The following is a 12933-nucleotide window of genomic DNA, read 5'->3' as shown; positions in this document are numbered from 1 at the left end:
CAGACCCTGCCCTCAACGGCCTCGTTCAGTGGATTCCAAGCCATTTGTGGCTTTGCAGGCTGAGGCGCCATTGGGCATGTTGACGCACATGCTCCACAGCCAGGGCTTCTCCGATGCTGCTCTCCCAGCCCGGCTGCAGCAGCCGCTCTGTGTCGTCCTCACACTTGGACGCCATGGCTGCAGCGAAGCTGATGTCTTCCGGGCCATGCACCACAACTTTCAGCTCATGGCAGGCCTGCAAAAGCTCTTGCCGTGGGGGGCGGTGGCGTTTTGGCGAGAGGGTGATCCAATCGAAGCGTCCGCTGAGTGGATCCACCCCGCTGGTTTCCAGATGCAGGGGGAGACCGCATCGCGCATCGAGGGCCTGGGTGAGGGGCTGAAGATCGTGATGCAACGGTTCTCCACCGGTTATCACAACGAAGCTGGCCCCGGCTTCAGCAGCCATCTGGGCGGCATCAGCCAAGGCATGGACGGGCTGCTCAGGGTGCCCTTGGGCCGGCCATGAGTGCTTGGTGTCGCACCAGGGACAGCCCACGGTGCAGCCCGCGAGCCGAATGAAAAATGCACTGCGTCCGGCATGGTGGCCCTCTCCCTGCAGGGAATGGAATGTTTCCACCACCGGGAGACGCTGGGAGTCAGCCATCGATGCGGTTCATGGGATCGCAATGTCCCCCTGTTGACGCAGGGCCTGAGCCGGTGAATCCGGAAGGCGTTGTTGGGCCGCTTCGATCAATCCCCGGAACAATGGATGGGGTTGTCCAGGCCGGGAGAGGAATTCGGGGTGGTATTGGCAGGCGGTGAAGAACGGATGCCCTTTCAGTTCGATCAACTCCACCAGGCGTCCATCCGGGGACGTGCCGCTGACCACATATCCGGATTCCAGGAAAAGATTGCGATAGGAGTTGTTGAATTCGTAGCGGTGGCGGTGGCGTTCATAGACCACCTCGTCTCCGTAGAGCCTCTGGGCGAGGGTTCCCGGCGCAATCCTGCAGGGGTAGACCCCCAGGCGCATCGTGCCGCCCAGGTCGACCACGTCCTGCTGTTCCGGCAGCAGGTGAATCACGGGATGGGGCGTGTTTTCGTTTAATTCAGCACTGGTGGCCTCGGTGAGGCCGGCCTGGTTGCGAGCCCACTCGATCACTGCGGTTTGCATCCCAAGACAGAGCCCAAGGAAGGGCACCCGTTGTTCCCGAGCCCAGCGAATCGCTGCAATTTTTCCATCGACGCCACGGTTGCCGAAGCCACCGGGAACGACGACGGCGTCCATTCCGCGCAGGAGTGCATCGGCGCCGTCCGCTTCAATCTGTTCGGCGCAGACCCAGTGCAGGTCGAGGGAGGCATCCTGGGCAATGCAGGCATGCTGCAGCGCTTCGACGACGGAAAGGTAGGCGTCGTTCAGCTGCACGTACTTGCCCACCAGGGCAACCTTCACCGACGGGCCGGGGTTACGCAGCTTGTTGACCAGTTGTTCCCATGCCGCCATGTCGCTGTCATGGTCGGTCAGTTTCAGCACGTCCAGCACTTCACGGCACAGACCCTCCTGCTCAAGGATCAGCGGCACGGCATAGATGCTGTCGGCATCCAGGGAGGGAATCACGGCGCGGGTGGGCACCCCGCAGAAGCCACCGATTTTCCGCTTGAGATCGTCGCTGATGTCGCGATCACTGCGGCAGACGAGCACATCCGGCTGGATGCCGATCGAACGCAGTTCCTTGACCGAGTGTTGTGTGGGCTTGGTTTTGAGTTCGCCGGAAGTGCCGATGAAGGGCAGCAGGGTGACGTGGATGTAGGCCAGGTCGTTGCGACCCACGTCCTCCCGGAATTCACGGATGGCTTCGAGGAAGGGCAGTGATTCGATATCACCCACGGTGCCGCCGATTTCCGTGATCACCACATCGGCATTGCTGTTGGAGGCAACCCGGTGGATGCGCTCGCGGATCTCGCCGGTGATGTGGGGAATCACCTGAACGGTGCCGCCGTTGTAGTCGCCGCGGCGCTCCTTGTTGATCACCGATTGGTAGATCGAGCCGGTGGTCACGCTGTTCAGGCGTGACATCGCCGTGTCGGTGAAGCGCTCGTAATGGCCCAGGTCGAGATCGGTTTCGGCGCCGTCTTCCGTGACGAAAACCTCACCATGCTGGAACGGGCTCATCGTCCCGGGATCCACATTCAGGTAGGGATCCAGCTTGAGAATCGAAACGTTGTAGCCCCGCGACTTCAGCAACCGGCCGAGGCTCGCCGCCACGATTCCCTTGCCAATGCTGGACACCACACCACCGGTGATGAAGACGAATTTGGCCATGACCTGCCGGGCGACTCTTCAAATTAGCTGGCGTCGGTCATGGGCTCCAGGGGGAACCGGTGTTTTAGGAATCCAGGCCCTGGATGTAATCCCGGACTTTGCTGCGTCGTTGGGGTTGTCGCAGTTTGAGCAGGGCGCGGGTTTCGATCTGACGAACGCGCTCCCTTGAGAGTTTCAGCTCTTCCCCGATCTGGGCCAGGGTCTGGGGCGTGTCGTCCTCCAATCCGAAGCGCCGGCGCAGGACAGCGGCCTCCCGACTGGTGAGTTCATCCAGGAGATCCTCCAGATCGTTGTGGAGTTCGTCGTGGGTGAGGGTCTGTTCCGGGGTGGCATGGCCGTCCTCGATCAGATCTCCGAGCTGGGTGTCCTGTTCGCGGCCGACACGGGTGTCCAGAGACACTGAGCGGGGCACCCGGGCCAGGGTCTGGCGCACGGTGTCTTCACTGATGCCCAATTCGCGCGCCAGATCCGCGATCGAGGCAATGCGTCCTTCGTTGCTTGCAATCTCCTGCTGGACCCGTTTGATCCGGTTCAGTTTTTCGGTGACGTGAACGGGCAAGCGGATCGTGCGGCTCTGGGTGGCGATGGCCCGGGTGATGCCCTGGCGGATCCACCAGTAGGCGTAGGTGCTGAAGCGGAAACCACGGGTGGGATCGAACTTTTCCACAGCCCGCTCCAGCCCGAGCGTTCCTTCCTGGACCAGGTCCAGGATTTCCATGCCCCGCTGCTGGTACTTCTTGGCCACCGCCACCACCAGGCGCAGGTTGGCCTGAATCATGTGGTCTTTGGCTCGCCGCCCGTTGCGGAGGGCCAGCTTCAGATCTTTGGCCTCAAGCTGTGCCTGCTGAGCCCAGGCCTGATAGCCCAGGTCAATCCGCTGCTGCAGCTTGGCCAAGGGCAGTCCTGCCGCCCGGGCCCATTCCTGCTTGGTTGGCCAGTGGCTGTGCTGGTTGGCTTCCCGGCGTTGCAGTTCTTCGAGACGGTGCAGTTCACCGATGGCGGCATCGCTCTCAGCCAGCTCCCGTTGCTGGAGCAGCAGTGCTTCGCGGCGCTGCACCAGACGGGCCAGGGTGACCTCCTCCTCATTGGTGAGCAGGTCGACCCGGCCGATGTCCTGGAGATAAAGCCGCAGCAGATCCGTTGTGCCGCTGCTGCGGCGCTCACGGGTCCCCCCGGTCCGTCGGGGCTTGCTGGGCAAAAGCTGGCCTTGTGAAGTCCAACTTCAGGGTTCCTCGCCGTTGGCCGCGGTGCGACAAATGCGCTGATTCCCTTTGGGATCTGCTCAGCCCAGTAGCCGCCTTCAGTCTTCCTGGTCGGGCTCAACCCAGGTGCTGGCCACGTGCAGTTCCTCCAGCTGCTTGTCGGCAACGCCCCCTGGGGCACTGGTCATCAGGCAGCGGGCCTGCTGGGTCTTGGGGAAGGCAATGGTGTCGCGGATCGACTCCTCTCCGGCCAGCAGCATCACCATCCGGTCCACACCGAAGGCCAGGCCCCCGTGGGGCGGTGCGCCCACATCAAGAGCGTCCATTAGGAAGCCGAACTGCTCCTGGGCCTCCTCGAGGGGCAATCCAACCGTCTGCAACACCTGGCGCTGCAGGGCGGAGTCATGGATGCGCAGGGAGCCGCCGCCGAGCTCAAGGCCATTGAGCACAAGGTCGTAGGCCTGGGCCCGGGCTCCGGGCAGGGTTTCGGCCCACTTCGATGCATCGCTCCCGAGATCCTCCGCATTGGGCGCGCAGAAGGGGTGGTGCAGGGCCTCGTAACGGTTCTCGTCGCTGTTGAACTCGAACATCGGGAAGTCCACCACCCAGAGGAAGTTCCACTGGTCGTTGTCCCGGTCGGCCTTCACCATGCCCAGCTCCTTGGCCAGGTACTGGCGCACCCTGTCGAGGGCCTTGTTCACCGTGGCGGTGTCGCCGGCACCGAACAGCAGCAGGGTGCCGGGTTCCGCGCCGGTGCGGCTGAGCAGCTCCTGCTTCTGCTCATCGCTGAGGTTGTCCTTGATGGCGCCGATCGTGTCGATCTCACCGCCGTCGCGCACCCGGATGAAGGCCAGGCCACCGGCACCAGCTTTCTGTGCCTCGCTGAACACATCACCACCCGGCTTGATCCGCACGTTGCTCACCGCATCGTTGCCGCCGGGCACCGCGATGCACTTCACAGCGCCGCCGGACTTCACAGCGCCACTGAACACCTTGAAGCCCATGTCCTTCACGATGTCACTCACTTTGGTGAGCTCCATGCCGTAGCGGGTGTCGGGCCGGTCGGTGCCGTAGCGCTCCATGGCGTCATGCCAGGTCATGCGTGGGAAGGGCCGCGGCAGTTCGATGCCCTTCACGGCCTTCCAGATGGCGCAGATCAGTGATTCGTTCAGCTCCAGGATCTGTTCCTGATCCATGAAGCTCATCTCGATGTCCAGCTGGGTGAATTCCGGCTGGCGGTCGGCCCGCAGGTCTTCGTCGCGGAAACAGCGGGCCACCTGGTAATACCGCTCGATGCCGCCCACCATCAGCAGCTGCTTGAACAACTGGGGGGACTGGGGCAGGGCGAACCATTCGCCGCCGCAGACCCGGCTGGGCAGCACGTAATCGCGGGCGCCTTCCGGCGTGGAGCGGGTCAGCACCGGGGTCTCCACCTCGATGAAGCCTGCGTCCTCCAAGAAGCGACGGGCGGCCTGGATGGTCTGAGCCCGCAGGCGCAGGTTGTCGTTCATGCGCTTGCGGCGCAGATCCAGATAGCGGTGGCGCAGCCGCAGCTCTTCGCGGGTGTTCTCTTCGTCGTGCACCGACACGGGGAAGGGCAGGTTGCCTTTCACGCTGTTCAGCACGGTGATGCCGCTGGCGAGCACTTCCACGGCCCCCGTCGCCAGCTTGTCGTTCAGGGAGTCGCCGGGCCGGGCCCGGACTTTCCCTTCAACCTGCAGCACGGTTTCGCTGCGCAGATGCTCGGCGACGGCGAAGGCGTCGGCGCCCAGATCCGGGTCCACCGTGATCTGAATCGTGCCGCTGCGGTCCCGCAGGTCGATGAAAATCACCCCGCCGTGATCACGGCGTCGATCCACCCAGCCGCACAGTTGCACCTGCTGATCAATGTTCTGTTCGCGCAGGTCGCCGCAACCGTTGCTGCGCATGGGATGTCTCAACTGGAGAAGAGCGAGTTTCCCACAGCAGCGGTGAGCTTCAGGCGCGTTTGTAGAAGGGCTTGCGAACGACCGTTGCCGGCTGGGCCTTGCCGCGGATCTCAACGCTCAGTTCGGTGCCGAGCTTGGCGAGGGACGGCGGCACGTAGGCCAGGGCGATCGCTTCTTCCAAGGTGGGTGACCAGGTGCCGCTGGTGACGATGCCCACCGTCTCTCCGTTGTGCATCACGGGGTAGTCGTGGCGGGCGATGGCACGACCCTGCAGCTTGAGCCCCACCAGGCGTTTGGCCGGGCCGGATTCCGCCGCCTGCTCCAGCGCCGGTCGGCCCACAAAATCCACGGGCATTTCCAGGTGCACGAGCCAACCCAACCCGGCCTCGAACGGATTGGTTTTGTCGTTCATGTCCTGGCCGTAAAGGTGCATGGCGGCCTCCAGCCGCAAGGTGTCCCGTGCCCCCAGGCCGCAGGGGGTGACACCGCGGTCGAGCAAAAGCTGCCAGAGCTTCTGTCCGTCGTCGGCGTTGAGCAGCAGCTCGGCACCGTCTTCGCCGGTGTAGCCCGTGCGAGCACTGAACACCGGTTGGCTCAGGCCCTTGAGGTTGAGCATCCGGTGGCCGAAGCGGGGCAAGCCGCTGAGGTCTTCGCCGCTCAGCTCCTGCAGCAATCCCATGGCCTCAGGGCCCTGCAGAGCAAGCAGGACTCCGTCCTTTTTGATGTCAGTCGCCGTCATGCCAGCGGGTTCCATCTGTTCACGGATCCAGGCGGTGTCGCTGTCGGCGCAGGCGGCATTGATCACCAGTACCAGCGCACCTCGATCGGCATCAATGGCACCGCAGTCGTAAACGATCAGGTCGTCGCGAATGCCGCCGCGTTCGTTCAGCAGAACCGAATAGCAGGCTTCGCCGGGACCGATGCGGTGCAGGTCGCTGGGGACCAGCCGTTGCAGCGCATCCTTGGGATTGGCGCCTTCGAGGCGCAACACTCCCATGTGGGAGATGTCGAACATGCCGACCCTTTCGCGAACGGCTTTGTGTTCCTGGATCAGGCCGCTGAACTGAACCGGCATCTCCCAGCCGGCAAACGGCACCATGCGGCCCCCGGCGCTGCGGCAGGCCTCGAACAGGGGAGTGCGCTGCAGGGACATGGGGGCGGCCGATGAGATGCGCATTCTTATGGAGGGCTTCACGATCCGGAAGGGAACCCGGAAATTTGTCCCTGTCGATGGTCCGTTTCGCAGACCGTCACTAGCTTGAGCGCGTTTCCGGGGCGCTTGTTTGGCCACCAGCTCCTGCTGTCGCAGTTGTCAGTACTGCACCCTGCCGGCAGGTGCGAAGGGGTGGTGCCGTCTGCGCCGGTTGGAGGTGCATGCGGAGATTGCGGATCTGATGGTCTGTCACCACTGGACCCCCCGTTCCCCCAAGCTTCCGGCGCTGCAGAGCAGCAGCGTTGGTGAGTGCCAGCTGGAATTGGATCGCACCTTGAGCTGAGGCCGGATTGGTCCTCGACGCTGATCTCCGTGATGGCCTCCACCGGATGAACGCGGGATACTGCAGCCAACCCCGGTTGTTGCCTTGTCCGCCTCAGCTCCGCTGACTCCTCTGGAACTGATCCAGGAACAGCCTGAGGTGGATCGCCTGACCCTTCCCACCGGCGCAAATGTTTTCAGTGCCGGTGAGCCTGTGCAGTTCATCCATGTGATTGAACGGGGATGGATGGAACTGAGCAGTGGTCCGTTGAACCGTATTCGCTTTGGTTCCGGTGAATTGTTTTTCTATGAGGATCTGGTGGATGGCGCCGAGTGTCACAGCCGTGATGCCACAGCGGTGACGCCTGTTTCGTTGTTCCGCCTGAGCCGCTCCAATTTTCTGGCGCTTATCCATCGGCATCCAACGCTGGTGCTGCAATTGCTCAGCAAGCAGCACAGCCGTTTGCGGCAGCAGCGGGCTGATGCCCGTCACTTCTATTGATCGCCACCCAGGAGCAGCAGCAGGCTGCGGGTCACCTTGGCGGCCAGCACGGAGCTGATGCCACTGGTGTCGAGTTGTGGGGCCAGTTCCACCACATCGGCCGCCACCAGGTGATGCTCTCGAAGCACCCCGATCAGGCTGGCGAAGTCAGACCAGTTGTAACCACCGGGTTCCGGTGTGCCGGTTCCAGGCAGAACGGCGGGGTCAAACCAGTCCAGATCGACGGTGAGATAGATGGGTTTCCCCTGCAAGGGAGCGAGGGCCTGTTGAAGGGCGTCGACGCTGGGCATCAGCCTGCCGCTCTCGTGCAGTTCGCTGAATTCCTCGCGCGTGCCACTCCGGATCGCGAGTTGAAACAGCGTCTGGCTGGGAAGGACTTCCAGACAGCGGCGCATGGCGCAGGCATGGCTGTGGCGGGCCCCCAGCCAGCTGTCCCTGAGGTCGGCATGGGCATCCAGCTGCACCAGCACCAGGTCGGGGTGGCGTTGTGCCACAGCCTCCACGGCGCCGGAGCTGATCGAATGCTCCCCGCCCAGCATCAGTGGCCTGAGGCCCAGGCCAAGCACGGCTTCGGTTGCCTGCTTCACCTTGGTGAGAACGGGCTCAGGGTTGCCGAAGGGAATCTCAACGGCACCGAGATCGGCAAAGTCGAGATCCTCCAGATCCAGGTTGAGTTGCGGGCAATAGGTCTCCAGGCCAGCGCTCACCTCTCGGATGGCGGCGGGGCCGAAGCGGGTGCCAGGCCGAAAGGAGGTGGTGCCGTCGTACGGCACACCAAACAGGCCAACGCGGCAGTCGGCAGGGTTGCGCCGGGATCCCATGAAAATGGTTCCGTCGCTGTCAAACAAACTGTCGAACAGCCCACTCGGCGGATGTGCGGTCATGGCTGCAGCTCCCGTTCGACGAAGGCGGGGATCGCGTCCATGGCCCCACGCTGCCAGCGCGGTGACCAGATCTCGCAACCTGCGGCGATGGCCTGGCTGCGCTCGGGCTCGGGAGTGCGGTAGCGGGGTGTTCCCATGGCGGCGAAGGTCCAGCTCCACCAGCCGCTGGGATACATCGGAACCCAGCCATAGAGCGGGTCGGCATGGTCAAACACCTCGCGTAACAGGCGCACCATGGCGATGTGAACATCGCGGAAGGCTTCCGGAGATTCGCTCTGCGTGCCGAACACGCCCCCGGGCTTGAGCAGCCGCCGGCAGTGTTCAAAGAAGGTCCGGTTGAACAGGCCTTCGGCGGGTCCGGCGGGATCCGAGCCATCCACCAAGACGACGTCATAGCTCTGGGCGTCAGCCTCCGCGGTCCAGGCGATGCCATCGCCAACCGTGAGCTGGAGCCGCGGATCAGACCAGGCGGATCCGCCGATGTCGGGGAGGTGTTCCCGGCTGAGTTCCACCACTCGCCCGTCAATCTCCACCATGTCCAGCCGCTGGACGCCTGGGTGCCGCAGGCATTCCCGCGCGGTGCCGCCGTCCCCGCCTCCGATCACCAGGATCCGCTCGATCGAGCTGGCACTGCACAGGGCTGGGTGCACCAAAGCCTCGTGGTAGTGGCGTTCCTGCCGCTCCGCTGTCATCCAACAGCCATCCAGGAGCAGCCCCCGCCCGTAGCGCTCACTGCGAATCACGCTGATCCGCTGGAACGGACTGGTCTCCTCGACCAGCACCTCTCCCTTCAATCCATAGCGGACGCCGCGGTGTTCTTCGTCAATCCAGCTGCTCATGGGCTGCGGTGGGCATCTCTCCAGCTAAGGACCCGGTGGGGCTGTTCCCAAACACCAGATGTAGTGCTCTTGGGATTGACGAACGCAAGATGTGGAGGTTTAATGTGCTTGGTTGGGGAGCTGCTGTGTAAGAGGGCAGCTCCAAAGCCTTTTTCGTCAGATCAAGGCTTTTGTTTTATCGATAGGGATCAAGGTTGGTGCAGGTGCTCTCTCTTCGAAGCATCAACCTGGTGGGAGCATCCTGTTGTTCTTGAGCCAGGAGATGGCTGGTGCAAGACCTGGTGGTGAACGAGCGGTTGACCATTCCGTCCAGGGAGCTGCGCTGGCGGTTCAGCCGCTCATCCGGCCCCGGCGGGCAGGGGGTCAACACCACCGATTCCCGTGTGGAATTGCTTTTGGATTTAGCGAACTGTTCCTGTCTGGGTCCATTTCGCCACGCCCGATTGCTGGAGCACTTCCAGACCCGTTTGGTGGAGGGCTGCCTACGGGTTGTGGTTGCAGAAGAACGCTCCCAATGGCAGAACCGTCAGAAGGCGCTGCATCGCATGGGGGAGCTGCTGCGGGAGGGCCTGCAGCCAGCACCGCGTGCCCGAAAGGCCACCCGGCCAGGCCGTGGTGCCGTGAAGCGGCGGTTGGACGCGAAGAAAAAGCGTGGTGATCTCAAGCGTCAACGGCGCAGTCGGCCCTCCCTGGACGATTAATTGGATCCAGATGATCAGGACTGTTCCGCTCGGATCGCCGCTTTGGCCTGTTTCCAGAGGGCTTCCAATTCGTTGATGCTGCGGCCCTGCAGATCTCCATCCAGGGCGGCTTCAACGCGGGAGAAGCGGTCGAGGAAGCGTTGATTCGTGCCGGCGAGGCCTTCTTCGGGTTCGATTTGGCACCAACGGGCCACATTCACCAGGGTGAACAGCAGATCGCCCAGTTCTTCCTGGGCATGGCCTTTGTTGCCGCTGGCCACCGCCTCCTTGAGTTCGTCCAGCTCCTCATGGACCTTCTCCCAGACGCCGGCCATGTCATCCCACTCGAAGCCGGCTTTGGCCGCTTTCTTGGAGATGGTCATGGCTCCAGCCAGGGCCGGCAGGCCCCGTACCTTGGCACTGAGCCGGTCGCTGAGGGGGCTGGAGGAGCCCGCCAGGGCCTCGGCCTGCTCCTCGAGCTTGATGGCCTCCCAACTGCGTCGCACTTCGTCACTGGTGCTGGCGTCGGCATCGCCGAATACATGGGGGTGACGGCGGATCAGTTTGTCGCTGATGCCATCGGCAATCGCCTCCAGATCAAAGCGCTGCTGCTCCCGCGCGATCTGGGCATGCAGCACCACCTGCAGCAGTAGATCCCCCAGCTCTTCCTTTATGTGGGCATCGCTGCCCTGGCGGATCGCATCGGCCACTTCGTGGGCCTCTTCCAGCACGTAGGGCACCAGCGAGGCATGGGTCTGCTCCAGATCCCAGGGACAGCCCGTTGTCGGATCCCTGAGTTGTGCCACAACATCGATCAGTCGCTGGATGGCGTCAGAAGGAGTGATGGCCATGCCGGGGCAACAACTGGGGCAACGCCCACCTTCTCATCGCTGTCGCTTCTTCGACCATTCCTGGGGCCAGGGGTCGCCATCGAGGATCAGGTGGATCCAGGCACTGCCCTCCAAGCCCACAAGCAGGGCGATGAACTCCCGTGGGTGCTGACGCATCAGTTGCTGGAGCGTTGTAAGCAGCATCGCTGGTGAGAGTGCTGGAACCGCCATGGTCACGATCAGGCACCAGGTGAGCAGCACCGCCAGGCGCGCGGTTGTTCCCAGCAGCGGGCCATGGGACCAGAGCGAGCGATGGGGAACCAGCAGGCGGTAGGGCCACCAGAGAAAGCCGAGGGCTCCCCACCGCCGCAGCGCATTGGAGCGGGTGTCCAGGTCAGGGGACAGCCACAAGCCACCGGCCCAACAGCTTGCTGATGCGATCAGTGCTGCCTTGATGCCCAGCACCAAGCCCACAGCGATCCCAAGCGGGAGGCTCAGAACCCAGATGCTCTGGTCGTGGCGGTGACCCGTTGCCAAGCCTTCGGAGCTGCTGTGCGTCCCCAAGCTGACGCGTTAGGGCAGAATCTGCCTGGTGGGGCGATTAGCTCAGCGGTAGAGCACCTCCCTTACAAGGAGATTGTCACTGGTTCGATCCCAGTATCGCCCATCTCAAAACGCAGTGCTGCACTGGGTTTAGTTGGTTTTTGCTTCAGCTCGCCAACGCTCGCTCTCCAGGGCCATCGCCTGTTGGCTGGGCGCTGAATTCACCGCGCAGGACGCATTCTGCCCTTCGCATCATTTTCAGGCAGGTCTCCTTGTCAGCAGCGGCGTAGGCAGCGTCCATGCATTGCACGTACTGCTCTTCAGGGGTCACAAGCCGTTTGCTGTTGGGCGGAGTATCGGTCCAATTCGAATGGCTCGCCGTAGCTGCAATTACTCATCCGTTCGATGCGTCGGATGGGTAGGTGTGCAAGGGTGGGGCGACGCCAAAGAGCCTGATTGAAGGCCCACTGCGCGAGAACCGATAACTCGATCCCATGAACCGAAGATCCAGCACTCCCCCGAGGGAGTGGCGAAAGGCTGGCAGCAATGTCAGCAGAATCGACCTCAGCGGCTATGCCTCATCTCAGCATCGCCGTTTCCTGAAGGCGGAAGCCGAGCAGGCCCCAGGGGAGCCCAGGCATTGCTGACGAGGTTCGTCCCTTCAGCGGAATGAAGACGCCTCAGCTATTGCTGCCGTCATCCATGCCACGTCTGATCAGGCTTTGCGTGAGCCAAAGCAGACCAATGAAACCGGCCGTGACGATCAACAGAGTCAAGATTCAGGCTGTGGTGCGGACGGAGAGACGTAGCTCGATTTGCCCCCACATCATCATTGGAAGGTAGGCCTCAAAGGCACTTTGTGATGCAGTTGGTCTTGGCGCTTGTGGTTCCCGTGGTTCTGCTAGTGGGGTTCACTGCGCTGTTGGCAACTGGCAGGTTGTCGATCTCTCGCAACGCTGCGTGGTTGTTGGAACGCCAAGGCACCATCTGGATGGCTGGAATCGTTGCCCTTGCTGCTGCTGCGGCTGTGGTTGCTCTGCAGCGTTAAGCCGTCTCGCCGAAGCGCTTTCAAAAGCTTGACCCATCCCCTGGGAGGGAGCGGGATGGGTGGCTTGTCATGTGGAAGTCTTGATCAGCGGCTGCTGGAGCGCTTGCGCACAACCCTGGGGGTCTCTCGCTCGGTCTTTGCATCAGTTTCAGACACCGTCTTGTCTTCGCCGGCCGCTTCTCCCTGCCCGGGCTCATCGTCGGGTTCCTGCGCCTCAATCACTCCAAGCACCATGGCGGCTTCCAGCTGATCGCTCATGTCACCGATTATGAGCAGGGCTTTTAAGACCAGCTGGGCGCGAGGCGCTTTGGGCAGGCCGGGACGAAGCTTTTTGGTGGTGTTCCACAGCTCCAGGGCCACTTCCTTCAGCAGTTCCTTGTCAGCAGCCATTCGATTCGAACGTGAATCGCACCATTCTCGTCATCGGGGGGGGTGGTCCCCCTTCCGAATCAGAAGCAGAAGGGCAGGAATTGGGTGCGACAGGCGGCATAGCCATCCACCAGGGGACCCAGCCCGATCTGGTGAACGATGCCGGCACCGGTGAGCCCTTCGGTGATGATTCCGATCACGATGCCGACCATGGCGGCACGGCCGTTGAAGCGTTCGGCCTTTTTGAGCTGCTCAATGTGGATGTCGCGGGCAGCGACGCCTTGGAACCAGGAATCGCTGGCTTGCGTGGATTTCATCGAACTCAAGCTGTT

At 62.7% G+C, this 12933-nt stretch carries 14 protein-coding genes and 1 tRNA gene; 4 read left to right on the top strand and 11 right to left on the bottom strand.

What is annotated here, in order from left to right; genetic code table 11:
* Positions 1-25 precede the first annotated feature (25 nt).
* From DXY33_RS00895 to gcvT, 5 genes are all read right to left on the bottom strand, one after another.
* Positions 26-643, bottom strand: coding sequence for a 7-carboxy-7-deazaguanine synthase QueE (locus tag DXY33_RS00895; protein ID WP_115131356.1), 618 nt, complete (start codon positions 641-643; stop codon positions 26-28).
* Between the two features lie 9 nt (positions 644-652).
* On the bottom strand, positions 653-2302 hold the full coding sequence (locus DXY33_RS00890) for a CTP synthase (RefSeq protein ID WP_115131355.1): 1650 nt from the start codon (positions 2300-2302) through the stop codon (positions 653-655).
* Between the two features lie 64 nt (positions 2303-2366).
* Complete coding sequence (locus DXY33_RS00885) at positions 2367-3500, bottom strand: RpoD/SigA family RNA polymerase sigma factor (protein ID WP_115131354.1); 1134 nt, start codon at positions 3498-3500, stop codon at positions 2367-2369.
* Between the two features lie 102 nt (positions 3501-3602).
* The gene (gene aspS / locus DXY33_RS00880; RefSeq protein WP_115131353.1) at positions 3603-5432 is read right to left on the bottom strand and encodes an aspartate--tRNA ligase; all 1830 of its coding nucleotides are present in this window, start codon (positions 5430-5432) and stop codon (positions 3603-3605) included.
* A 49-nt stretch (positions 5433-5481) separates the two neighbouring features.
* Positions 5482-6585 carry a glycine cleavage system aminomethyltransferase GcvT gene (gcvT, locus tag DXY33_RS00875; protein ID WP_115131352.1) on the bottom strand — a complete coding sequence of 368 codons (1104 nt, stop codon included), beginning with the start codon at positions 6583-6585 and terminating at the stop codon, positions 5482-5484.
* Between the two features lie 130 nt (positions 6586-6715).
* On the opposite strand from gcvT, the gene DXY33_RS00870 reads away from it, so the two are divergent.
* Both DXY33_RS00870 and DXY33_RS00865 read left to right on the top strand, forming a co-directional pair.
* Positions 6716-6928: a hypothetical protein gene (locus tag DXY33_RS00870; RefSeq protein ID WP_114988730.1), complete on the top strand. Its 213-nt coding sequence runs from the start codon at positions 6716-6718 to the stop codon at positions 6926-6928.
* An 84-nt stretch (positions 6929-7012) separates the two neighbouring features.
* Complete coding sequence (locus tag DXY33_RS00865) at positions 7013-7408, top strand: cyclic nucleotide-binding domain-containing protein (RefSeq protein WP_115131351.1); 396 nt, start codon at positions 7013-7015, stop codon at positions 7406-7408.
* Here the strand turns inward: DXY33_RS00865 and speB are convergent.
* Positions 7402-8292, bottom strand: a complete 891-nt coding sequence (gene speB, locus DXY33_RS00860; RefSeq protein ID WP_115131350.1) for an agmatinase — start codon at positions 8290-8292, stop codon at positions 7402-7404. The two genes, DXY33_RS00865 and speB, sit on opposite strands and share 7 nt — an antisense overlap.
* Positions 8289-9131 carry a polyamine aminopropyltransferase gene (gene speE, locus DXY33_RS00855; protein WP_115131349.1) on the bottom strand — a complete coding sequence of 281 codons (843 nt, stop codon included), beginning with the start codon at positions 9129-9131 and terminating at the stop codon, positions 8289-8291. The genes speB and speE overlap by 4 nt, the downstream gene beginning before the upstream one ends.
* 269 nt (positions 9132-9400) lie before the next feature.
* Here speE and arfB point away from each other — a divergent pair, with 269 nt between their 5' ends.
* Positions 9401-9832 carry an alternative ribosome rescue aminoacyl-tRNA hydrolase ArfB gene (gene arfB / locus DXY33_RS00850; RefSeq protein WP_115131348.1) on the top strand — a complete coding sequence of 144 codons (432 nt, stop codon included), beginning with the start codon at positions 9401-9403 and terminating at the stop codon, positions 9830-9832.
* A 14-nt stretch (positions 9833-9846) separates the two neighbouring features.
* On the opposite strand, the gene mazG is transcribed toward arfB, so the two are convergent.
* The gene (mazG, locus tag DXY33_RS00845) at positions 9847-10662 is read right to left on the bottom strand and encodes a nucleoside triphosphate pyrophosphohydrolase (protein ID WP_115131347.1); all 816 of its coding nucleotides are present in this window, start codon (positions 10660-10662) and stop codon (positions 9847-9849) included.
* Between the two features lie 33 nt (positions 10663-10695).
* On the bottom strand, positions 10696-11178 hold the full coding sequence (locus DXY33_RS00840) for a metal-binding protein (RefSeq protein ID WP_115131346.1): 483 nt from the start codon (positions 11176-11178) through the stop codon (positions 10696-10698).
* 58 nt (positions 11179-11236) lie between these two features.
* Between DXY33_RS00840 and DXY33_RS00835 the strand changes: the two genes are divergently transcribed.
* Positions 11237-11308: transfer RNA gene (locus DXY33_RS00835), tRNA-Val, on the top strand.
* A gap of 1008 nt (positions 11309-12316) precedes the next feature.
* Here the strand turns inward: DXY33_RS00835 and DXY33_RS00825 are convergent.
* Together DXY33_RS00825 and DXY33_RS00820 are read right to left on the bottom strand one after the other, a co-directional pair.
* Positions 12317-12622, bottom strand: a complete 306-nt coding sequence (locus DXY33_RS00825; protein ID WP_115131344.1) for a TIGR03894 family protein — start codon at positions 12620-12622, stop codon at positions 12317-12319.
* Between the two features lie 59 nt (positions 12623-12681).
* Positions 12682-12918 (bottom strand): high light inducible protein, encoded by a 237-nt coding sequence (locus tag DXY33_RS00820; RefSeq protein WP_115131343.1) that lies wholly within the window; start codon positions 12916-12918, stop codon positions 12682-12684.
* Positions 12919-12933: the final 15 nt, after the last annotated feature.

This window comes from Synechococcus sp. N26 (assembly GCF_900473975.1).
In the GTDB taxonomy this organism is placed as follows: Bacteria; Cyanobacteriota; Cyanobacteriia; order PCC-6307; family Cyanobiaceae; genus Parasynechococcus.
This window is presented reverse-complemented; position numbering and strand designations above follow the sequence as displayed.